Annotated in this window: 11 protein-coding genes; 8 read left to right on the top strand and 3 right to left on the bottom strand. The window is 65.6% G+C overall.

Features of this window, described 5'->3' with window-relative positions; translation table 11 throughout:
* The first annotated feature begins 249 nt into the window (after window positions 1–249).
* The 4 genes from fadD32 to FOS14_RS06890 all read left to right on the top strand — a co-directional run bounded on the left by fadD32 (window position 250) and on the right by FOS14_RS06890 (window position 11,033).
* Entirely contained in the window at window positions 250–2,163 is a 1,914-nt protein-coding gene (gene fadD32, locus FOS14_RS06905; RefSeq protein WP_143769537.1) for a long-chain-fatty-acid--AMP ligase FadD32, read from the top strand.
* Between the two features lie 162 nt (window positions 2,164–2,325).
* Window positions 2,326–7,398: a polyketide synthase Pks13 gene (pks13, locus tag FOS14_RS06900; protein WP_143769639.1), complete on the top strand. Its 5,073-nt coding sequence runs from the start codon at window positions 2,326–2,328 to the stop codon at window positions 7,396–7,398.
* Complete coding sequence (locus tag FOS14_RS06895; RefSeq protein WP_143769536.1) at window positions 7,395–8,939, top strand: acyl-CoA carboxylase subunit beta; 1,545 nt, start codon at window positions 7,395–7,397, stop codon at window positions 8,937–8,939. Before pks13 ends, FOS14_RS06895 begins: the two co-directional genes overlap by 4 nt.
* Before the next feature lie 435 nt (window positions 8,940–9,374).
* Complete coding sequence (locus FOS14_RS06890; protein ID WP_255450123.1) at window positions 9,375–11,033, top strand: ATP-dependent DNA helicase RecQ; 1,659 nt, start codon at window positions 9,375–9,377, stop codon at window positions 11,031–11,033.
* Window positions 11,034–11,069: 36 nt separating this feature from the next.
* Here FOS14_RS06890 and FOS14_RS06885 read toward each other — a convergent pair whose 3' ends face one another.
* From FOS14_RS06885 to FOS14_RS06875, 3 genes are all read right to left on the bottom strand, one after another.
* The gene (locus FOS14_RS06885) at window positions 11,070–14,306 is read right to left on the bottom strand and encodes an arabinosyltransferase domain-containing protein (RefSeq protein ID WP_143769638.1); all 3,237 of its coding nucleotides are present in this window, start codon (window positions 14,304–14,306) and stop codon (window positions 11,070–11,072) included.
* A gap of 116 nt (window positions 14,307–14,422) precedes the next feature.
* Window positions 14,423–17,680 carry an arabinosyltransferase domain-containing protein gene (locus FOS14_RS06880; protein ID WP_255450122.1) on the bottom strand — a complete coding sequence of 1,086 codons (3,258 nt, stop codon included), beginning with the start codon at window positions 17,678–17,680 and terminating at the stop codon, window positions 14,423–14,425.
* Between the two features lie 67 nt (window positions 17,681–17,747).
* The gene (locus tag FOS14_RS06875; protein ID WP_143769534.1) at window positions 17,748–19,523 is read right to left on the bottom strand and encodes a DUF6541 family protein; all 1,776 of its coding nucleotides are present in this window, start codon (window positions 19,521–19,523) and stop codon (window positions 17,748–17,750) included.
* A gap of 250 nt (window positions 19,524–19,773) precedes the next feature.
* On the opposite strand from FOS14_RS06875, the gene FOS14_RS06870 reads away from it, so the two are divergent.
* The 4 genes from FOS14_RS06870 (at window position 19,774) to FOS14_RS06855 (ending at window position 23,424) form a co-directional block, all read left to right on the top strand.
* The gene (locus tag FOS14_RS06870; RefSeq protein ID WP_143769533.1) at window positions 19,774–21,270 is read left to right on the top strand and encodes an NAD(P)/FAD-dependent oxidoreductase; all 1,497 of its coding nucleotides are present in this window, start codon (window positions 19,774–19,776) and stop codon (window positions 21,268–21,270) included.
* Between the two features lie 162 nt (window positions 21,271–21,432).
* Complete coding sequence (locus FOS14_RS06865) at window positions 21,433–21,849, top strand: hypothetical protein (RefSeq protein ID WP_143769532.1); 417 nt, start codon at window positions 21,433–21,435, stop codon at window positions 21,847–21,849.
* A gap of 119 nt (window positions 21,850–21,968) precedes the next feature.
* Entirely contained in the window at window positions 21,969–22,544 is a 576-nt protein-coding gene (locus FOS14_RS06860; protein ID WP_143769531.1) for a type IV toxin-antitoxin system AbiEi family antitoxin domain-containing protein, read from the top strand.
* Window positions 22,545–22,566: 22 nt separating this feature from the next.
* Entirely contained in the window at window positions 22,567–23,424 is an 858-nt protein-coding gene (locus tag FOS14_RS06855) for a nucleotidyl transferase AbiEii/AbiGii toxin family protein (RefSeq protein WP_143769530.1), read from the top strand.
* The last annotated feature ends 18 nt before the right edge of the window (window positions 23,425–23,442 follow it).

The following is a 23,442-nucleotide window of genomic DNA, read 5'->3' as shown; positions in this document are numbered from 1 at the left end:
TGGCGCTCTGTAACATATTCCTGGTTTGCAGACATGTCGGCGATACCGCGAACGCTGAGCGTAGTTGCCAATAGATTTGCAGGACCGGTACTTGCGGAACTGGTACTTGGTGGGCTGGCACCGAAGAGCCTGGCGAACGTCTTCCATGACGGGTCGCCGGGTAATCGACGGTGATCGGTGGGAGGCGAAGCAGGTCGGCGCGCGAAGGTCGTCTCGATGACCGCGCGTGCGACTTGGCGAGGAGAAGGAATGGACGAGACTTTCGACGATTACCTCGACAGCGAGGGAAACATCTTCATCCCGGAAGGTGCGACCCTGGTGGATCACGTCGAGAAGCACACCCGCAAAGACGCCGACGATGCGAACGACCTCGCCTACCGTTACATCGACTACTCGCGCGAACGCGACGGTGAAGCGCACGAACTGACCTGGAAAGAGTTCGGTAACCGGTTGCGCGCCGTCGCGGCCCGCCTGCAGCAGGTAACCAAGCCGGGCGACCGGGTCGCGGTGCTTGCCCCGCAGGGCCTGGACTATGTCATCTCCTTCTTCGCCGCGATCTTCGCGGGCACCATCGCCGTTCCGCTGTTCGACCCGGACGAGCCCGGCCACACCGATCGCCTGCACGCGGTGCTCGGCGACTGCGAGCCGTCGGCAATCCTGACCGCCACCTCCTCGGCGGCCGGGGTGCGCCAGTTCTTCCGCCAACTGCCGGCTCAGCAGCGGCCCCGGATCATCGCCGTCGACGCCATTCCGGACAGCATGGGGGAAAGCTGGGTCCGCCCGGAACTGAGCATCGACGACATCGCCTATCTGCAGTACACCTCCGGTTCGACGCGCGTTCCCGCGGGCGTTGAGATCACCCACCGGGCCGTCGGCACCAACGTCCTGCAAATTGTCGACGCGATCGGCCTGAACGAGAATTCCCGCGGCGTCACCTGGCTGCCGCTGTTTCACGACATGGGTCTGCTGACCGTGATCATGCCGGCGCTGGGCGGCAAGTACATCACCATCATGTCGCCGAGTGCATTCGTGCGACGCCCGAGCCGCTGGATCAAGGAACTCGCCGCGGTGTCCGACGGCGCCGGCACCTTCGCGGCCGCGCCGAACTTCGCGTTCGAGCACGCGGCCGCGCGCGGGCTGCCGAAGCAGGGCGAGACTCTCGACCTCAGCAATGTGATCGGCCTGATCAACGGCAGCGAGCCGGTGACCACGTCGTCGATGAAGAAGTTCAACGACGCCTTCGCGCCGTACGGCCTGCCGAAGACCGCGATCAAACCGTGTTACGGCATGGCCGAGGCGACGCTGTTCGTTTCGGCGACCAAGCACGAGGACGAGGCAAAGGTCACCTACGTCGACCGCGACAAGCTGAACGCCGGCGAGGTGGTCAAGGTCGAGCAGGGTGCGCCGAACGCCATCGCGCAGGTGTCCTGCGGCTACGTGGCGCGCAGCCAGTGGGCGGCGATCGTCGACCCGGAATCCGCGACCGAGCTGCCCGATGGCCGCGTCGGCGAAATCTGGCTGCACGGCAACAACATGGGCATCGGCTACTGGGGCCGCGCCGAGGAAACCGCGGCGACCTTCCACAACAAGCTGATCAATCGCCTCGCCGACGAGAGCCACGCCGCCGGCACCCCCGAGGACGCGAACTGGATGCGCACCGGCGACTACGGCGTCTATGTCGACGGCGAGCTGTACATCACCGGCCGGGTCAAGGATCTGGTGATCGTCGACGGGCGCAACCACTATCCGCAGGACCTCGAGTTCTCCGCGCAGGAGTCGAGTTCGGCGCTGCGGCCGGGCTTTATCGCGGCGTTCTCGGTGCCCGCCAACCAGCTGCCGGCCGAGGTGTTCGAGAACAGCCACTCCGGCTTGAAAGCCGACCCCGACGATTCCTCTGAGCAATTGGTGGTCGTCGCTGAGCGCGGTCCGGGTGCGGGCAAGGCCGATCCACAGCCGATTGCCGACACCGTGCGTGCGGCCATCGCGCAGCGGCACGGCGTGATGGTCCGTGACGTCCTGCTGGTTCCGGCCGGATCGATCCCCCGGACGTCGAGCGGCAAGATCGCCCGTCGTGCCTGCAAGACGGCCTACATCGAGGGCACGCTGCGCGGCGGTTACACCCAGACGGCATTCCCCGACGCGGTGACGAGCGAGGACGGTTAAGCCTGGTTTTCGCACGACCGCGTGTCCGATCAACCGTGCCGACCACCGGCCGCGGTGTCCGAGTAGCTTGGTGAATTGATGGCTGAGAACGAAGAGATCGTCAACGAGGGTTCAACCGCCGCACCCGAGAGTGCCGCCGAGAACGCTGGCGCCGACTTCTCGATGACGGTCGGCGAGCTCAGGGACTGGCTGCGTAACTGGGTCGCCGAGGCCACCGGTCAGCCCGCCGAATCGATTTCCGATGACCGCCCGATGGAGGAGTTCGGACTCGCCTCGCGCGACGCCATTGCGCTGGGCGGCGACATCGAAGACCTCACCGGCGTGATGCTTTCCGCCACCATCGTCTACCAGCACCCGACCATCGCGTCGTTGGCCAAGCGGATCATCGAGGGCGAGCCGGAGCTGCCGGCCGAAACCGTCGACGATGCGTACTACACCTCGGCTCAGGTTGGCGACGCGCACGACATCGCGATCATCGGACTGGCGACACGCTTCCCGGGCGCGGGCGACACGCCCGAGCGGACCTGGGAGTTTCTTATCAATGGTGGCGACGGCATCAGTGATCTGCCACCGGGCCGCTGGAGCGAGTTCACCTCGGATCCCAACATCGCCGCAGCCGTCGCCAAAGCGCACACCCGCGGCGGTTATCTCGACGACGAGTACGTCAAGGGTTTCGATGCCGAGTTCTTCGCCATGTCACCCGTGGAGGTCGAGCAGGTCGATCCGCAGCAGCGGATGGCGCTCGAGCTGACCTGGGAGGCTCTCGAGAACGCCCGCATTCCGGCCAGCTCGGTGAAGGGCGGGCCGGTCGGCGTCTTTATCGGCAGCTCGTCGCACGACTTCAGCTTGCTGGCGTCGATCGACCCCAAGATCGGTGAGACCCCCTATGCGCTGACCGGCGCGGCCACCTCGATCGTGGCCAACCGGGTCTCTTACTTCTATGACTTCCGCGGGCCGTCGGTGGCGGTCGACACCGCATGCTCGTCGGCGCTGGTCGCCGTGCACCAGGCGGTCCGGGCGCTGCGCAACGGCGATGCCGACCTGGCTTTGGCCGGTGGGACAAATACTTTGGTCGCACCGAGCGTGACGCTAGGTTTCGACTCCGTCGGTGCGGTGGCGCCGGACGGGCACATCAAGGCGTTTTCGTCGGATGCCGACGGCATGGTGCGTTCGGAGGGCGGCGGCCTCGTCGTCTTGAAGCGGCTCGAAGACGCCGAGCGTGATTGCGACCAAATTCTGGCCGTCATCGCCGGCAGCGCGGTGAACTCCGACGGCCGATCCAACGGCTTGTTGGCGCCGAACCCGGACGCGCAGACCGATGTGCTGCGGCGGGCCTACCGCGACGCGGGCATTCCGCCGTCGGGCGTCGATTACATCGAGGCGCACGGCACGGGCACCATTCTGGGCGACCCGATCGAGGCCGACGCGCTGGGCCGCGTGGTGGGTCGCGGCCGCCCGGCCGACAAGCCGGCGCTGCTGGGATCAGCGAAGACGAACTTCGGTCACTTGGAGTCGGCGGCAGGTGCGGTGGCGCTGGCCAAGGTGGTGCTGGCGATGCAGCACGACAAGCTGCCGCCGTCGATCAACTATGCGGGTCCCAATCCGTACATCGACTTCGAACGGGCTCGGCTGCGGGTGATTCCGGAGGTGACCGAGTGGCCGCGCTACAGCGGGCAGGCCGTTGCCGGTGTCTCCGGGTTCGGGTTTGGTGGGACGAACGCGCATGTGGTGGTTCGGGAGTATGTGCCGGCCGGAGCGGAGCCTGCGGAGCGACCAGAGGGCGCCGGAGCGGAGCCTGCGGAGCGACCAGAGGATGCGGGAGCGGAGCCTGCGGGGCGACCAGAAGGCGCCGGAGCGGAGCCTGCGGAGAGACCAGAAGGCGCCGGAGCGGAGCCTGCGGAGCGACCAGAAGAGGCGGCGACCGCTTCCGCCGAACAGTCCGAACGCGGCGAACCGCTGCCCGTGATCATCGCGGTCTCCGCGTACATGCCGTCGCGCCTGCGCCGCGCCGCGGCCGAACTCGCTGACTGGCTCGAAACCGAAGAGGGCAGCACCGCGCCGCTGGAAGACGTCGCGCGCTCACTGTCGCGCCGCAATCACGGTCGCTCACGGGCAGTCGTGCTGGCCAAGACGCGTGCGGAGGCGATCACCGGGCTGCGCGCAATCTCGACGAGCAAGCCGGCGCCGAACGTATTCAGCTCGAATTCTCCTGCCGCCCAAGGACCGGTGTGGGTGTTCTCCGGTTTCGGCGCCCATCACCGCAAGATGGCCAAGCAGCTGTACCTGGCCAACGAGGTGTTCCGCAAGGCGGTCGATGAGGTCGATGAGCTGGTGCAGGACGAGGCCGGTTACTCGATCACGGAGATGATCCTCGACGATGGCCAGGACTATGACGTCGGCACGTCGCAGGTCGGAATCTTCACTATCCAGGTCGGTTTGACGGCGCTGCTGCGCCACCACGGCGCCGAACCCGCCGCTGTGGTCGGGCACTCGCAGGGCGAGGTCGCCGCTTCGTACGTTTCCGGCGGGATGCCGCTCGAGGATGCGGTGCGCGTGATTTGTGCGCGCTCGCGCCTGATGGGCGAGGGCGAGCAGATGATCAGCGACGACGACATCCGCCGGATGGCGTTGGTGGAGTACAGCGCCGAAGACATCACCGGCGTGCTCGCCGACTACCCGCGCCTCGAGATCGCCGTCTACGCCGCGCCGACGCACACGGTGATCGGCGGCCCCGAGGAGCAGGTCAACGCGATCGTCGCGCGGGCCGAATCCGAGGGCAAGATGGCGCGGGTGCTGCAGACCAAGGGCGCCGGGCACACGTCGCAGATGGACGCGCTGATCGGCGAGCTTGCCGCCGAACTGGCCGGCATCGAGCCGCAGAAGCTGAAGGTGGGCCTGTTCTCCACTGTCGACAAGGAGACCTACTACCGCGCCGGGCACGAGCCGGTCCACACGGTGGATTATTGGGTGAAGAACCTGCGGCACAGTGTGTACTTCACCAACGCGGTCAAGCTCGCGGTCGAGGCCGGACACACGACGTTCCTGGAGCTTGCGCCGAACCCGGTGGCGCTCATGCAGGTTGCCGCAACGACTTTCGCTGCCGGCCTGCACAACGCGCAGTTGATTCCGACGCTCAAGCGCAAAGAAGACGAAGAGGCCGGGGTCATTTCGGCGCTCGCGCAGCTCTACGCGGCGGGCCACCACGTCGATCTGTATTCCCTTGTGGGTCCGGGCAACTACGCGAACATTCCGCGAACCAGCCTGCAGCGCAAGCGGTTGTGGCTCAACGCGCGGCTGTCGACCAGCGGCTCGGGCCAGGTGCCGGGTTCGCATGTGGCGCTGCCCGACGGTCGGCACGCCTGGGAGGTCGATGCCGGCGCGGTGACCGACCTGTCGGCCTTGGCGGTCGCTGCCGCCGGGCAAATTCTGGCTGATGCGGCTGTCGGAGCATCGGTTTCGCACGGTGCGGTACCAGCTGCCGGGACATTGACGACGACGCTCACGCCGCACCTCGGCGGCGGGTCGGTGCAGGTGCATGCCAAGGAGGCCAACGGGTTCCAGCTGCTGTATGAAGCGGTGGTCACGGCCGGCGAACCGATTGCCGCACCCGTGGCTGAAGTTGTCGCGGTTGAACCCTCGTCGGGCCCAACGGAAACGCTGCCCGAGGTGGTCGACACTTTCGGTGACAAGTGGGATCCGGAAGGCTCGCAGTCACTCGAGGATCGGCTCGCATCGATCGTCGCGGAGTCCATGGGCTATGCCGTCGAAGACCTGCCGATGGAAATCCCGCTGCTCGAGCTTGGCTTGGACTCACTGATGGCGGTGCGGATCAAGAACCGCGTCGAGTACGAGTTCGACATTCCGTCGCTGCAACTGCAGGCGGTACGGGATGCGAATCTCGTGGAGGTGGCCAAGTACCTGCGCTATGCGGTCGAGCACCGCGAGGAGGTGCAGGCGCTGGCCGACCAGCAACAGGCCGAGCGCGAAGCTGAACAGTCGGCAGACCAGAAGGCCGACGAGCAGGTCGAGGCCATGCTGAACACCGAAGACACCACGGTCGTGGCGGAAGCCGAGGAGATTCTGGCGGAGGCGGCGTCGGAGCCGTCCCCGACCATCGCTGACCAGCAGGCACTCGCCGAGGCCGCGGGCTCCGACGTTCCCCCGCGGGACGCCGCCGAGCGACTTACGTTCGCGACGTGGGCAGTGGTCACCGGTCAGTCGGCGAAGGGCATCTTCAACACCTTGCCGATTCTCGAAGAAGACGTCGCCGAGAAACTGGCGCAACGACTTTCGGAGCGGACCAAGGGCGACATCACCGTCGACGACGTGCTGGACGCGGAAACGATCGAGCAGCTGGCGGACACGGTGCGGCAGCATTTGGAGGGCGCCGCCATCGACGGCTTCGTCCGAACGCTGCGTGCGCGCCCCGAAGGGTCAACCAAGACACCGGTTTTCGTGTTTCACCCGGCGGGTGGTTCGACAATGGCCTACGAGCCGTTGCTCAAGCGGCTGCCCGACGATGTACCGATGTACGGCGTCGAGCGCGCGGAAGGCTCCATCGAGGAGCGCGCGCGGCAGTACCTCGAACCGTTGCGGGCGATTCAGGGCGACGGCCCATATGTCTTGTACGGGTGGTCGCTTGGTGGCGTGCTCGCGTTCGCGGTCGCAAAGCTGTTGCGCGAGCAGGGTGCCGACGTGCGTGTGGTCGGCATGATCGACGTGGCGCTTTCCTCGGAGCCGCAAGACAATTCGCCTGCAGCGGTGCGGGCGCGGTGGGAGCGGTACGCGGCGTTTGCGAAGAAGACGTACGGCGTCGATGCGCCGCTGCCCTACGATAAGCTGGCCACCGCAATAGAGGACGAACAGATCAAGATCATCATGGATCTGGTGCGGCTCAGCGGCGCGAAGATCCCCGGTGGGGTGATCGAGCACCAGCGCACGTCGTGGATCGACAACCAGGCGTTGCTCAACGCGCATCCGACGCACTATGACGGCGACGTTGTGCTGTACCTGGCCGACCGGTACCACGAGGGCGCCATCGAGCTCGAGCCACGTTTCGCCCATCGCGCGCCGAATGGTGGCTGGGGCGAGGCGATCCCGAACCTCGAGGTGATCCACGTCGGTGGCGATCACATCCAGGTGATCGACGAGCCCTATATCGCCACGATCGCAGCTGACCTCACCAAGAAGCTCGAGGGCATCTCGGCGAGCGAAGCGACGGGAGACGCACAGTGACTAGCACTGCAGACAAGCTGGCCGAACTGCACAAAAAGCTCGAATTGGCGAAGGAGCCGGCCGGCGAGGCAGGAGCTGCCAAGCGGGCGAAGAAGGGCATCCCCAGCGCGCGGGACCGTATCAACATGCTGCTCGACCCGGGCAGCTTCGTCGAGATCGGCGCCCTGATGAAGCAGCCGAACGACCCGAAGGCGCTCTACGGCGACGGCGTTGTCGTTGGTCACGGCACGGTCGACGGGCGTCCGGTCGCGGTGTTCTCGCACGACCAGACGGTTTTCGGCGGCTCGGTCGGGGAGATGTTCGGCCGCAAGGTTGCGGCGATCGTCGACTTCGCCGGTCGCGTCGGCTGCCCGTTGGTGGGCATCAACGACTCCGGCGGCGCCCGGGTGCAGGACGCGGTCACGTCGCTGGCCTGGTACGCGGAGATGAGTCGTCGGCACGAGCAGTTGCTGGGCGTGGTGCCGCAGGTGTCGATGATCCTGGGCAAGTGTGCGGGCGGCGCGGTGTACGCGCCGTCGGCTGGCACGGAAACCATTGTGGCAACCGAAGATTCGTACATGTTCGTCACTGGTCCCGAAGTGATCCGCGACGTCACCGGGGAAGATGTGAGCCTCGAGGAACTCGGCGGCGCCCGGAACCAGGCTGACTACGGCAACATTCAGCACATCGCGAAGAACGAGGAAGACGCCTTCGCCTGGGTGCGCGAATATCTGTCCTTCCTGCCGTCGAGCTGTCAGGAAGCCCCGCCGATCGTCAACCCCGGCCTCGAACCGGAAATCACCGATACCGACCGGGAATTGAACTCGATCATTCCGGACTCCGACAACGCCGCCTACGACATGCACGAGATCCTGCTCCGGATCTTCGACGACGGCACCTTTCACGAAATCAACGATCAGTTCGCGCTGAACCTGATCACCGGTTTCGCGCGCGTCGACGGCCGCACCGTCGGCGTCGTGGCCAGCCAGCCGCTGGTGCTCAGCGGTGCCATCGATGCGCGTTGCTCGGACAAGGCGGCCCGGTTCATCCGGATCTGCGACGCGTTCGAGATCCCGCTGGTTTTCGTCGTCGACACGCCGGGCGTGCTGCCGGGTGTGGAGGAAGAGAAGATCGGCGTGATCCGGCGCGGGGCGCGGTTCTTCTACGCGGTGGTTGAATCCACTGTTCCGATCGTCACGTTGATCGTGCGCAAGGCCTACGGCGGCGCGTACGCGGTGATGGGCTGCAAGCAGCTTGGCGCTGATATTAACTTCGCGTGGCCCACTGCGCGCATCGCCGTGATGGGTGCGCAAAGCGCGGTGAGTATTGTCGGTCGCCGCCAGATCGAGGCGGCCGGCGACAATGCCGACGTGGTACGCCAGCAGCTGATCGACTTCTACCACGCCAACATCGCCACGCCGTGGATCGCGGCCGAGCGCGGCTACATCGACGCGATCATCGAGCCGGCGCAGACGCGACTGCAGATTCGCAACGCGCTGCGGCTGCTACAGGACAAACAGGTGATGCGGGCGCCGCGTAAGCATCATTTGATGCCTATCTAGCCAGCACCGGTCGAAGACGTGGCGGGCTCATCGCAGCAAACGCCATGTCAGCGCGGCCAATCCGCTACCGACGAGGGCACGCCGCACCAGTGGCCGTTGCCAAACGGCTTCGGTGAAGTAGCTGCGTGCTCCGCATTACCGTGGTCGTTCGCCACGACCTGTCGGTGAGTTGTCGGTGTAAAACCCCTCGGACTCGTTGGAGGGACGAGCGGGGGTGTTCTTGTAGCGGCGGCTCCAATACCAAACCAAGATAATGATGGCGAGAACGATCGCGATGATGATGGGTACGAAGATCATGCCGACTGCGTACCCGTGCCCGAGGGCTTTAGCCATGTTGACTGCCGGAATCGGCGGTTCCGGCAAATGTCGGCGCCGCTCAGCGATCCACCGCCCGATCAAGGTTCAGATCGCCGCGCGCGGTGGTATGTGCAGTCGGTGACGGACCAGGGCGAGTTGGCTGAACAGCTGCAGCAGGTCGCTGCGGAAAACTTCGGCTGGTCACAGCTGCACCCTGCACAACTCGATGCGATGACGGCAGTGCTGTCCGGACACGACGTGCTGGCAGTGTTGGCGACGGGAGCGGGTAAGTCGGCGATCTACCAGGTGCCCGCCCTGGTGCTGGACGGAACGGCCGTGGTTGTCTCACCGCTGATTGCGCTGCAGAACGACCAGATCGACTCGCTTCTCGACGCCGATGCGCCCGATGCCGTAGCGCTCAACTCGACGCAGAGCACCGGGGAGCGCGCCGATGCCTGGAGCGCCGTGCAAGAGGGAGAGGCTCAGTACCTGTTCCTGTCGCCCGAACAACTTGCCGATGAGGAACGACTGTCTGTACTTGCGGCGCTAGATATTTCGTTGTTCGTGATCGATGAAGCGCATTGTGTGTCAGCGTGGGGCCACGACTTTCGGCCGGATTACCTGCGACTGGGCAGCGTGATCGAGCGGCTCGGACATCCGCGGGTGGTGGCCTTGACCGCCACTGCGGCGCTGCCGGTGCGCCGCGACATCGTCGAGCGTCTAGGTCTGCGCGACCATCGGGAAGTGATAGCGGGTTTCGACCGGCCGAATCTGCATCTCACGGTGAAGCGATTCACCGAAGACAACCATAAGCGTGACGCGGTCATCACCCGGGTGCGCGCGCTCACTGCCGATCCGGCAACCCGCCCCGGATTGCTCTACGTGGCCAGCCGTAATGACACCGACTACTACGCGGAGACACTGAGCGGGAGGGGAGTGCGGGCAGCCGGATACCACGCTGGCATGTCTGGCTCCGACCGCGAGCGGGTGCACGAGCGCTTCCTGGCAGACGAACTCGACGTCGTCATCGCAACCTCGGCGTTCGGTATGGGGATTGACAAGCCCGACGTGCGATTCGTGCTGCACGCGTCGGTGCCGGAGTCGCTGGATACCTACTACCAGCAAATCGGGCGCGGTGGGCGCGACGGTGAGCACGCCGAAGTGACCCTGTTCTACCGGCCCGAAGACCTGAGCCTGCAGCGCTTCCTGACCGCCAACAAGCCGCCCGAAGCGGCGCTTGAGCAGATCGCCCGAACCCTTGCCGAACGCGCCGAACCGGTGCCGCGGGCGGAACTGGCTGCGGAGCTCGACGCCTCTGCTGGACAACAGAAACGGGCGCTGAACCTCCTCGAACAGGCAGGCGCGCTGACGATCTCCGAGCAGGGCGCCGTCCAGCCTGCTGGCGACCGTTCGCCCGGACAGGCTGTCGACGAAGCGAAAGACATTGCGCGAGCGCACCAGCGGCTCATCACCTCCCGGCTGGAAATGATGCGCGAGTACGCCGAAACCACCCAATGCCGACGACAACATATCCTCGGCTACTTCGGCGAGAAGCTACCGCATCCATGCGGCAACTGCGACAACTGCGACGCCGGAATCGCTGCGGACACACATCCGGACGGCGAGCACCGCTTCGATGTCGACACCCCGGTACGTCATGCCACGTGGGGCGCGGGTGTGGTGTTGTCCGTCGAAACTGACCGGCTCACCGTTCTTTTCGACGACGTTGGCTATAAGACCTTGTCCTTGGCCGCAGTAAAAGAGCACGGTTTGCTGGAGGTCGAGCGCCCGACGTAGCCGGTTTATCGCCGCAATCTAACGTACGGACGACCGCTAGAACACCCGCAACCGCCCGGGCGACCAGAACCCCGACCGCGTCGCCTTTCCGGTATCGAGTTGCGCCGCAGTGGCATTCGGGTAGTACTGGTCGTAACGCTCCAACGATCCCCAGTCCCGACCCCAGTCGTCCTTCAAATACGTTGGCACAGTGACTGGTTCGGCCAGCATTTCGGTGAAACCGAGTGGGCCGCCGAACTCTTCGGCCTGCCAGGTGTCGGTGGACGACACGGCGAGCGGCCGGTCCGGCAGAATCCGGAAGTTCGGCACCTCCGCGACGCCGTACTGGTGATCGAACGGCCGCTGGCACGGGAACTGCAGTCCCACCGCCCAGTCGAGCAGCACCGGCTGCTTGCTGCCGATGAAGGTGTTGAGCGGCTCCAGCTTTGGCACGCGCGGCGGGGTGAACGCCAGCCATTGGTCGCCGATCAAGATCGGGTCGTTGGCGACGATCCGCACCGCATCCGCGTCGGGCGCGATGGCGCTCAACGGCACCCGAAGGTTGCGCCACGACGGCGCCGGACCGATGTCCTTGGGCCGGTAAGTGCCGAGCAGTTGTACCGTGCCGTCCGGCTGCTTCTTGCCGTAATCGACGAGCAGGTCCTGCCCGTAGGCAATGTCGGACTTGATGCGACCCGCCGCCGAAATCACCACCAGCGGCGAGTCCGGGCTGCGCGGCGGTAGCTGGTACCAGCTGGAGGTGAGCGACGCCGGTTCCTGGATGCCGCTCTGGTAGCTGCCCAACACGGGCGTGGTGGCCGGGTTGAGGCCGAACGGGAGCTTGGCGGTGGAGCCGTTGACGCCGCGCGCGCCGACACCGCCCGCGGTGCCGGCATTTTCGCCCTGCGCAACGGAGGACCCGACGGTCTGACTCACGGTGTTGCCGGTTCCCGGCTTGACCTCGATGGCGTCCGCCGACAGGTCGGTGGGGACGCCGTTGGGGTCGAAGCCGATCGGGTTGCTGCCGGCGAGTGGATCGTTGGGGTCCTTGAGCGGATGCGCCGGATCCGGGATCGGCGCCAAATTGCCGGCGTTGACGTCCTTTTCGACCAGCACGTCGTCGGCCAGTCCGCAGGTCTTGCCGCGCAGCGCGTCATAGTTGGATCGGGCCAGCGAGTAGGCGGGATATTGCGCGACGGCGCCCTTGGCCAGCGACAGCACCTCGAACAGCACCACCAGTCCCGCGACGACGGTCAGCGGCGCGCCCGCGAACTTACGGATCCGCCGACCCTTCTGCGTGTTCGCGCCCACCAGCGGCTTGGCGTAGCCCTCGCGCAGGTACTGCCAGCCCGTCAGCGCGACAGCCAGGCCGAACAGGACCAGGAAGAAGGTGCTGGATTTGTAGCCGTGCAACTGGACCTGCTTGTCGAACCACGGGATTCCGTAGCTCGACACGTACCAGTAGGCGTTCCAGCCGGAGAACGACAGCGCCAGCACGAACAGCAGCCCCGCGACGAGCAACGTCCGGTTACGCCGCGACCGCAGCGCCGTTGCCGACACGGCGACGGCCGTGAGCGCGGCCAGCGAGCCGGCGATGCCCGCGTACGCCCCGAAGTGGTGGGTCCACTTGGTGGGGTTGAACATCATGAAGAAGATCGTTCCGAAGACCACGCCGATCAACCGCCATGCCGGCCCGTTGGCCACACCCGGGATGCGGCGGCGCCGCAACAGCACAAAGAGCGTGGTGAACAGGCACAACACCATGATCAGGAAGGCGAACCGGCGCGACAGCGAGCCGTCGGCGGTTTGCACGAACAGGTAGTAGTAGCGCAGGAAGTCCTCGTACCACTCCAGGTTGGGGCCGATCGCCCTGCGCACCCGGTTGGCTTCCTGAATGCCGGCGAAGGTCTGGTCACTGTAGACAACGGTCAACACCAGCAGGCCCGCCGCCGCGATCGGCGCGAGCAACGCCACGAGGCCGACCTCGCGACGCCTACGCACCACGATCCGAACCAACGGCCGAATGCCGGCCAGCAGCGCCGCGACGGCCATCAACCCGGTCGGGGCGGCTGCCAGGGTGAACGCGCCGATGAGGCAGGCGAGCGCTGCCGGCAACAGTCGCCCGGTCGCAATCGCGCGCTCGACCGAAATCCAGGTGAGCAGCGCGCCCAACGCGACGATCGGCTCGGACCGCAGGCCGTTGTCATATGGCAGCCAGAACGCGAGGAAAACCAGTCCGCCGGTCCACAGCGCGACAGAGTTGGTCCGGGCTGCCCGACCGAGGCGCGGAACGACTTCCCGGCTGATCAGCATCCAGCACAGCACCGCGCACATCAGGGCCGGTAGCCGCACCCAGGGGCTCGCCGTGGACACCTTGGCGAAGGCCTCGATCACGTCGTAGTACCAGCCGAACGGCGCTTCCGGCACACCGAACCAGCGGAAATAGTTGGCCAGGTAGCCCGCGTGCGGCGCCACCCGAGTCATGGTGAGGATGTAGCCGTCGTCGGACGTGTTCGCGCCGATGAAGTGCCACAACACGAGAACGCCGACAACGACGCCGTCCACTCCCGTCGGCCGCCACCATCGGGCGGGGAAAAATCGCCGGTGTCCGCGACCGTCCGTGCCGTCCAGCTGGGCCAGGGCGCCGAGCGCGATCAGGGTGAGCAGCGCCGCACCGAGCATGGCCGTGAGCTTGATCAGCGTGGGGCTCGAGGAGAACCGGGAGTCCACCGTCATCGAGAACGACAGACCCGCCGGCACCGACTTGTTGGCCACCGCATCGAGGTCGGTGAAGACACCGACGACCTGGGGCCGCAGGTCACCGACGAGCTGTCCCTGCAGCGGCTGACCGTTTGCGTCAGTGAGTCCGCCGAACGAGGCGGTGGTGCGGTCGATGGTGGATTCGATGTTGATGGTCGAGCAGTTGCTCATATCGGCGCGCGGCGCGGTGGCCACCACCGCATTGCGGTCCACCACATCCACGGATGCCGGCGAGACCCGGACGAACAACGCGTTGAGCGCGGCGTTCTTGCCCTGCGGCGGCGCTGTCGCCAGCAGGATGCCGCCACCGGCCGGAAGCCGGTTCACCACCGAACACGGAACTGTCGCGTGCACATCGATCGGCACCTGCGACATCAGCGGCGCGTCGACGTCGTTCAGCGAGCCGTTCTGGGGCCAGCTCACCACGGCCGTGGTCTGGGTCACCGGCAGGAACGGGGTGGCGAGCGCCAGCAGCGCGCCCAGCAGGCCAGCGATCATCGCGACCCACCGGGCGGTGCGGTACCGAGCCCGCATGTCAGTCGGCGTCGACCCGCCGTTTCCGGCGGTTTCCGGCGCCGCCGGAGCTGGGTACTGCTGATCAATCACCACATCTGACACGGCTTCAGATGGTACCGGCCGATTCCGGCTGGTTATTGCACTCGAATCGGCTCAGGGTTCCACAGCCCCGAACGTGTTACCCGGGTCACGGTCAATTCGGCGGGCTCGGCTCCGCTGACATAGGGCGTGAATTTCTCCAGCGAACCCCAGTCGCGGCGCCAGTCATGGTTCAGATACGTGGGCATGGTGTCGGCCGAAAGCAGCAGCTCCGTCCAGCCGAGCGGTCCGCCACCGATGTGGTCCTGCCAGGCATTAGTGGCGTCCGCGCCGACTCGGTCGGGCAGGATCCGGTACTGCGGCACCTCGGCCACGCCGTCGTGATGGTCGAACGGGCGCTGGCACGGGAACGCCAGACCGACAGACCAGTCCAGCAACACCGGCGTCTGGCTCCCGACGACGTCCTGGAGCGTGCGCAACTTCGGCACTCGCGGTGGGGTGACCGCGAGCCACTGCTTGGGCGTGATGTCGTTGTCCACCGCCACCAGGCGTACGACGTTGGCCGTCGAAGGTATTTCGTCGAGCGGGACGCGCAGATTGCGCCACGACGGCGACGGACCGATGTCGTAGGGGACTACCGAACCGAGAACGTGCACGCTGTTGTTCGCACCGCGGGTGCCGTACTCGACGCGCAGGTCCTGCCCATAGGTCACGACGCCGTCCTTGTCCACCGAGCGAATGCGACCGGCTGCGGTGATTGCCAGCACCGGGCCACCGCGATCGAGGCCGTACCACTGGGTGGTCAACGATGCCTGCTTCTGCTCACCCTGTTGGTAACTGCCGAGCACCGGCGTGGTCTTGGGATCGAGGCCGAACGGCAGCATGACCGTGCTGCCGTTGACGCCGGCCTGTGCTTCCGTGCCACCGCCCGTGCCGGCGCCGGTGGTGTCGGTGGTCTTCGCCTCGGTGGTGCGAATCGTGTTGGCGGTGCCCTCGGTCTTCTCTTCCTGATCGGCGGTGAGGTCCTCGGCCACGCCGTTGGGGGTGAAGCCGGTATTCGACGCCGAGAGTCCGTCGGCGACCGAACCGGTGATCGGGCGCAGCATGTCCGCGTTGGGATCGGTCTCCACCAACACGTCGTTGGCCAGGCCGCAGATGTCACCCGCCGCCGAATCGAGGTTCGACCGGGCCACCGAATAGGCGGGGTATTGCGAAACCGCGCCCTTGAGCAGCGAGGCCACCTCGAACAGGACTACAAACGCGGCGGCGATGGTCAGCGGCGCGGGGGCGAAGCGGCGCACCCGCTCGGTGTCGCGGCCGTTGGCGCGCAGGTACGGCTCGCGATAGTGGTGCCAGGCCGCCAACAGCAGCAACAACACCGTCAGCCCCAGAAAGACCGTGGAAAATCCCTTGCCCGCGACCATCGGCGGCTTGTCCCACCACGGCACACCGTAGCTCGACACGTACCACCAGCCGTTCGAGCTGGTGAAGCACATCGCCAGCAGGAACGCCACCGCTGCTGCAAACAGCGTCCGGTTGCGCCGCGAGCGAATACTCGCCGTGCCGACGGCAACCGCGGCGAGGGCCGCCAATGAGCCTGCGAGCCCGGCGTACACGCCGAAGTGATGCGTCCACTTGGTCGGGGTGAACCACATCAGGAACAGCGACGCGAACACGATGCCGAGGATCCGCGCCGACGGTCCGCGCGAGGTGCCCGGAATGCGACCACGGCCACGGACGAGCACCAGAATGCACACGAGCAGGCACAGCAGCATGACGAACACGCCGAAGCGCCGGGCAAGCGAGCCATCGGGTGAAATGGTCATCAACGAGTCCCAGCGGTAGCGCTCGTCGAACCACGCGACGTTGGGGCCGATGATCTTGCGCACGCGCGTGGACTCGCGCACCGCGGCCAGCGATTGGTCGGCAAAGACGACGACCAACACCAGCGTGCCGGCCGCGACGCCGGGAGCCAGCAGCGACAGGTATCCGAGTACGCCCCGACCGCGCTGGATGATGATCTGCAACACCGGCCGCGAACCCGCGATCAGCGCGGCCACGGCGATCAGCCCGGTCGGTCCCGCGGCCAGTGAGAACGCTGCGATCAGCACCGCAACGGCGGCGGGCAACAACCGCCGAGTGGCGATGGCCCGTTCGATCGACGCCCAGGTCAGCAGCGCGCCGAGCGCGATGATCGGCTCCGGGCGCAGGCCGTTGTTGTAAGGCAACCAGAAGGCAAGAAAGACCAGTCCGGCCGTCCACAGTGCAACCTTGTTATGGGATACGCGCGCACCGAGCCGCGGCAGTACCTCTCGGCTGATAACCATCCAGCAAATGAGCGCGCACAGCAGCGCCGGCAAGCGCATCCAGGGGCTCGCGTCGGAGACGCGCGTCATCCAGGTGAGCACGTCGTAGTACCAGCCGAACGGGGCCTCGGGTACGCCGAACCAGCGGAAGTAGTTGGCCATGTATCCGGCGTGCTCGGACACTCGCGCCATGTTGAGGATGTAGCCGTCATCGGAGGTGTTGGCACCCACGAAGTGCCACAGCACCAGCGTGCCCACCACCACCGCGTCAACCGGGGTGACCCGCCACCAGTGCGCCGGCAGGAAACGCCGTGCGCGCCGTCCGTCATCGCCGTCGAGCAGATGCAACGCGACCAGTGACGCCAGCGTCAACACCACCGCGAGCGCGATGGCCGCCAGCTTCAGCGCGCTGGGCGACATGGAGAACCGCGAGTCAACGTCGAGATGCGCCGAAAGTCCGGGAACGGCAACCGAATTCAGGTCGGTGAAGATACCGACCACCTGCGGGCGCAGGTCTCGCGGGACATCGAAGGCGAGCGGCTTGCCGTCCGAGCCAACAGAATCCGTAATTTCCGCACGAGTATTGGCAGAGTCGGAATGCAGCGTGATCCGTGCATCTGGCCCTAGTTGGGTGACCTGGGCGCGCAACAGTGGGTTGAGTCGCTGAACCACCGAGACCGTTGCGGGAGCGCCATCCTTGCCGGGTTCGACCTTGATGACCAAACCGTCGGTCGCTGCCTTGCCGGACGCCACCGGAACCGTGGAAAGCAGGGTTCCGCCCTTGGCGCCGAGCTGGGCGATGGTCGACGTCGGCACCGAGGCGTCGAACGTGAGTGGTGTGTAGGAAACCAGCGGCGCCGTAAGATTTTTCGCCCCAGCCTGCGGCCAACTGATGCTTGCGGCGTCCTGCTTGACCGGGAGTATCGGCGTAACGACGGCGAACAAGATCCCCAGCAAACCGGTGGCGATGGCAATCAGCCGGTAGGTTTGCCGCTTACGAAAAGCCGGTTCGTCAGATCTGGCGACGCTGTTGGCGGCGGTTGGCACAAGGCCAGATGGTATCGGCCGAGACTGAGCAAATCCTGATGCCGGTCGGTGTTGTGTCGAGCGCCGTTCAGCGCACGTCCCATACCCATACGTCGTCGACCTGCCGGCCCGGTCGGCCGAGCAGTCGCTGCACGGTGTCGCGCAGCGCCGGATTATTCTCGCCCGGTGGCAGGACCACCACGTCGGCGCGCCAGAAGCTGAGGTCTTTGGCCGCCTGCGCGCGGGTGGCCGCGTCGATGTCCGGCACCGCGCCGGTGCGCTGGACTTTGCGCAGCAGCAGCGCGGTCGGGCGGTCCTCCGGGCCGTATTTGCCCTTCTTCTCCGCGCCCACCGGGCCGACGAAATATCCCGCGGCGATCGGGAATCCGAAGTCGCTTTCCCGCTGCCAGCGCAGCGCGTCGGCGTGCTCCGGGCGTGGTAGCGGCACGATCACCATAGATCCACCATGCAGGTACGGCCGCCAGTCCCCGGAGGTGAAGAAGTCGGGGGTGGGGCTGCGCTCGATCACCGGCAGCACTGTCGGAACCAGCGGAACCAGGCTCAGCGCCAGACCGGCGCTCCACAGCAGCGGCAACGACCGGTCGCCGCGGCGGAAAACCCGGTCGGTGGCCAGCATCAGCACGATCGCGATGGCCGGCACCGCTGCCATCGCAAACCGGGTTTCCAGCACTGACTCGAGCAACGGCAGATTGCCCACCCAGCGCCAGGGCAGCGGGATGCCGGTCGAGCGCTTGCCGATCTGCAGTTCGCTGCCCAGCGACAGCACCGCGGTCACTAGGAGAGTGACGGTCGCGGCCCGGGCGATGCGGTTACGCCACAGCCAAATGGCGGTGATCGTCACCAAGAGCAGCAGCGGCCAGCCGAAGTAGGCGTTTTCTTCGGTTGGGTTGATCGCCACGTTCTGTCCCGGCGAGAACATGCCGCCGAGCGATTCAGACGGGAACTGGACGAGCGACTTCAGGTCGTTCCCCATCATCCCGTGGTCGATCGACCGGTAACTCTGCGCGCCGAAGAACTGCCACCACAACGGCACGCAGGTCAGCGCGAGTGCCACGGCCGCCGCTATCGCCAATGGCCGTGCGAGGCGCTGGCGAGCGGCCCGGATGCCGGCTCGCCGTTCGCCCCGTGCGGCGCTGAGGTAATAGGTGGCCGCGAAGATCGCGAAAGCAACGGCGAAGATGAGCAGCGGTTCCTCACCCAGCGCGATCTGCGCCGCAATCAGCAAGCCGAGCGCTAGGCCGGACCGGCGCGGCCGGGCGTCGCCGTTGACGATGCGCAGCAACAGCGACGCGATGATCGGCAGCAGGGGAAGGACCACGAAGTTCGGGTGCGCGTTGGCGTGCGAAACCATCGCCGGACAGAAGCCGCACAGGGCCCCGCCCAGAAACGCCGCCCCCCGACTGACCAGGTGGCGGGAGAACAGCCAGTACCACGCCAGCGCGGTGCTGAACAGCCCGAGCGTCAGGACCAGCGCAAACGTCACCGTCGGGCCGAACGCCAGGGTGATCGGCGCGAGCGGGATGCTGACCCCGAACATGGCCGTGTTGGCCATCATGTTCACGCCGAGTGGGAAGTTCTGCAGCGTCGTGCCGAGCGGATTCTCCAGGTGCGCCACCGAGTGCGCCGCTACCGCGAAGAACCATTCCCACATCGTCTGGTCCTGGCCGCTCTTGGCCAGGTAGCCGTTGGTGAGATCGCGCCACTGGCCGGACAGGACCGCGCCGGCGGCGGTGAGGTAGACGACAGCGGCGATCCAATCGGGCCACAACCAGCGGCGTTTGATGGGTGTGGTGCGGTCAACGGTGCTGGTCGCGAGGCTGAGCCTCTCCTGCACCTGCGTCACACGTCCTCCAGACCTGGTCGCGTCGAGTTTACCGATGCGACGCTGTTCGGCCGAATCGTCGGGTTTGCGCGTGCGCCTGGCGCGACACCGACGCGCGACGCCGGCGTGCGGCACCACGGAAGCCGGGGACCCCTACTTGCGTCAGCGTGCAGTAGGGGAGCCCTGCTTCCACTGGGTAAAGCGGTGCTACCGTCGTTTACATACAGAGCGGCATGTCAGTGCATGCTGCTGGAACGCCAGAAGGTGTGCGATGGCCACTGAACGGAACAGCCCGACGTACCAGGCCCTCATCGTCGGCGCGGGATTCGGCGGCATGGGCGCCGCCATCGAACTCAAGCGACTCGGATTCGAAAATTTCGCGATCCTGGACCGGGAGGATGACCTCGGCGGCACGTGGCACGTCAACCGGTATCCGGGGCTTGCCGTCGACATCGCCTCGGTCACCTACTCGTATTCCTTCGAGCCGAATCCGTTCTGGTCGCGCTTGTTCGCCCCCGGAGCAGAACTGAAAAAGTATGCCGACCATGTCGCCGACAAATACGACCTGCGTCGGCACATGCGCTTCAACGCAGAAGTCGACGGCGCACGCTGGGACGAGGAAGCCCGATGCTGGGTGGTCACCCTCGCCGGTGGCGAAACGCTGACCGCCCGATTCCTGGTGACCGCAACGGGTTACCTGTCGCAGCCCAATACTCCCGACATCGAGGGCATCGACTCGTTCGCCGGCAAGATCGTCCACACCGCGGACTGGGACGACAGCTATGACGCAACCGGCCGCCGCGTAGCGATCATTGGGACCGGCGCGACCGCAGTGCAACTCATTCCCGAGCTTGCCCGAAAGGCCAAGGCGCTGACGGTGTTCCAGCGAACGCCAATTTGGGTGGTGCCCAAGATCGACGCCCCGATTCCCGGTGTGGTGCAACAGCTTTTCGCCCGTATCCCGGTGACCCAGCAGGCCGCACGAATGGTCAATACCAGTGCGCTGGAGTTGATGATGGTGAGCGCCGTCCTGCATTACCGGCAGGCGAAGGTGCTCAACAAGGGCGCCGAACTGCTCGCGCGGGCCCACATGCTGGTGCAGGTTCGCGACGCAAAGCTGCGCCGAAAACTGACGCCCGACTACGACTTCGGCTGTAAGCGGCCAACGTTTTCCAACAGTTACTACCCGGCCCTGACCAAGCGCAACGTGCAGGTGGAAACCCACCGCATCGAGCGGATCGAACCGCACGGGATCGTCACCACCGACGGCCGCGTCACCGAGATCGACACGCTGGTCCTAGCCACCGGCTTCAACATCTGGGACGTCAACTTTCCCGCGTTCGAAATCATCGGCCGCGAAGGACGCAACCTCGGTAAGTGGTGGCGCGACAACCGCTTCCAGGCCTTCGAAGGCGTGGCGGTGCCCTATTTCCCCAATTACCTGACACTGTCGAGTCCCTATTCGTACAGCGGCTTGTCGTACTTCACCACGATCGAAACGCAGATGCGCCACATCAAGCGGTTGTTCGGCGAGTTGGCTCGCCGAAACGCGACCACGTTCGAGGTGACCGAGGACGCCAACACCGAGTTCCTCGACCGGATGACGAACAAGCTCGGCGATTCGGTTTTCTACCTGGGCAGCTGCGCGACGTCGCGGACGTACTACATCAACCAGCACGGTGAAGCGGTCATTCTGCGGCCGACCTCGACCCTGAACGCGATTCGGGAGGCGGGCAAGTTTCCGCTGGAGGCGTATTCGATCGCGTGAGTTCGGCGCGATGACTGTGGCGTGACTTTGAGTCTGAGAGGCCTTAGACAAGTGGCGACGGCGTAGAAATTGTGCGTGATTCCCAATCGCATGCGTTCCAGGGACGGAAATCTGTGTAGTCCTTGTGATGGCGAATTCCAGGGCAGGATCAGACTGTCCGGCATGTCGCGGATTGTCCAGTCGTTCTGTTTGACGGCGATTATCGGCTCGCTGTCCTCATGCGGCCTGTCTGAGGACTCGGCGAATTTGCCCGCGACGACGCCCCTACCCTTCCCCATGGAGAAGCCTTACATCTATTGCGGAATCGACTTTGGGTTGGAATGGCCGGTCGTGTTCGATGCGACGAAGCTTTCCTACCTCCAGCTGCCGCCTGGACAGTGGCACATTGCGATAAGCAGAGATTGCCAGCACGGTGCTCGGTTCAGTGTTTCGCCGCCCAATGCGCTGACTGTCCTCCATTACTATCCGAATCCCGATCATGCGGTCATGGTTGAAGTGCAAGTCAACGCGCCAAGAGGCGAAATCCACATCGACGCGGGAAACGGATCCAACCCACGAATAGTGAACTACCGTCCGTGAGTAACGACTGCTGAGAAATCTCTTAAGCCATGCTCTCTGGGCCGCGCTCGGCGTGGACTATGCGCTCCTAGTCGGCAATTTGGTGTGCAATACCATGCATTTTTGGTACGGTATTGCACATGACCGCGTTCGACCGTGTGCTTGACATAGCCGTGGACAACCACGGCTATGTCACGGTCGCGGATGCTGTCGCGGCCGGGATCGACCCCACTCAGCTCCGCAAGCTGGCGGCCAGGGGCAGGTTGGAGCACTCGGCGCAGGGCGTCTACCGTGTCCCCATTCTCGCCTCTGGGCCGCTTGCGTCCTACGCCGAAGCCGTCGCCTGGACGCGCGGGCGAGGGGTCATCTCGCACGAGTCCGCACTGGATCTACTAGAGCTGTGCGACGTAAATCCGCCGCTGATTCATGTCACGGTCCCGCGCGAGTACGCCCCGCGCCGCCGTGGCGGCGAGCTATATCGGATCTGGCGGCGCGCCATCGAGCCGACTGCAATCACCCAGGTTGACGGTGTGCCGGTCGTCCGCGTTGCGAACTCGATCCAGGATTGCCTCTCCTTGGGCACGGACACCCGACTACTTTTGCAAGCCTGTGAGACAGGCCGTCGCGAGGGCTACCTGACAGAGGACCAGGCGCAGGAGCTGGAGGCGCAAGTGCGCGCGCGCCGACATCTGACCTCGACGGCCGCCCGTGCGTGATTCCAGGGGCTCCCAACCGGGCATGCCACCTCCGAATATTGCCTCCCTGCGTGCCCGACTACGCAACCGCGCGCGCGATGTCCGCCAAGTCGAGACAAGGGTCCAACGACGACTCGCGGCACTCGTTCTCAACGAGATCTTCCTCGGCGCAGATCTCGGCACCGATGGGCCGCCGGTCCTGATAAAAGGCGGAACCGCCATCGACCTGCGCCGCGGTACGGCGCCGGCCCGACTGTCGAAAGACCTCGATGTAGCCGTTCGGGGGAATGTCGACAGGTTCGTGGCTCAAGCCCGCGGACTGCTCGATGCCGGTTGGGGCGGCTTCACCGGACGGTTGACACGTGAAACCGAGATCAACATTCCCGGGTTGCTGATCAAACCCCGCCGGTTCGAGGTCAAGCTCGACTACCTCGGCAAGCCGTTTGCGACAGTTCCAGTCGAAGTTGGCCAAGCCGAAGGCAATTCAGGAGACGAACACGACCGGATCACGGTTGACGAGTACGACACCATCGGTCTGGCGCCCCGAGGCCCCGTCTACTGCCTCTCCTTGCGGTACCAAATCGCGCAGAAAATCCACGCCTGTACCGACCCACTCGACGGTGTGATCGAAAACGACCGCGCCCGCGACCTCATCGACTTGCAGTTACTCACCTTGGTAGTCAACGACGATGAACTCGCGTCCATTCGCACCGCCTGTGTCGAGATTTTTACCAGCCGCCAACGTCATTCGTGGCCACCAACTATCCGAATCTGGCCGGCCTGGCCCGCCCTCTACGCCGCCGCTGCGAGTCGCCTCGGAAATGACGTGGTCCCGGACGTGCACCGTGCCGCGGACTGGCTCCAAACCCTTATTGAGGCCATTGACATCTCTGCGCAGTAGCCGCGCTCCGACGATTCT

This window comes from Skermania sp. ID1734, from assembly GCF_007489285.1.
Classification (GTDB): Bacteria; Actinomycetota; Actinomycetes; order Mycobacteriales; family Mycobacteriaceae; genus ID1734.
The sequence above is the reverse complement of the archived record's forward strand: the minus strand, read 5'-3'. Positions and strand labels throughout refer to the sequence as shown.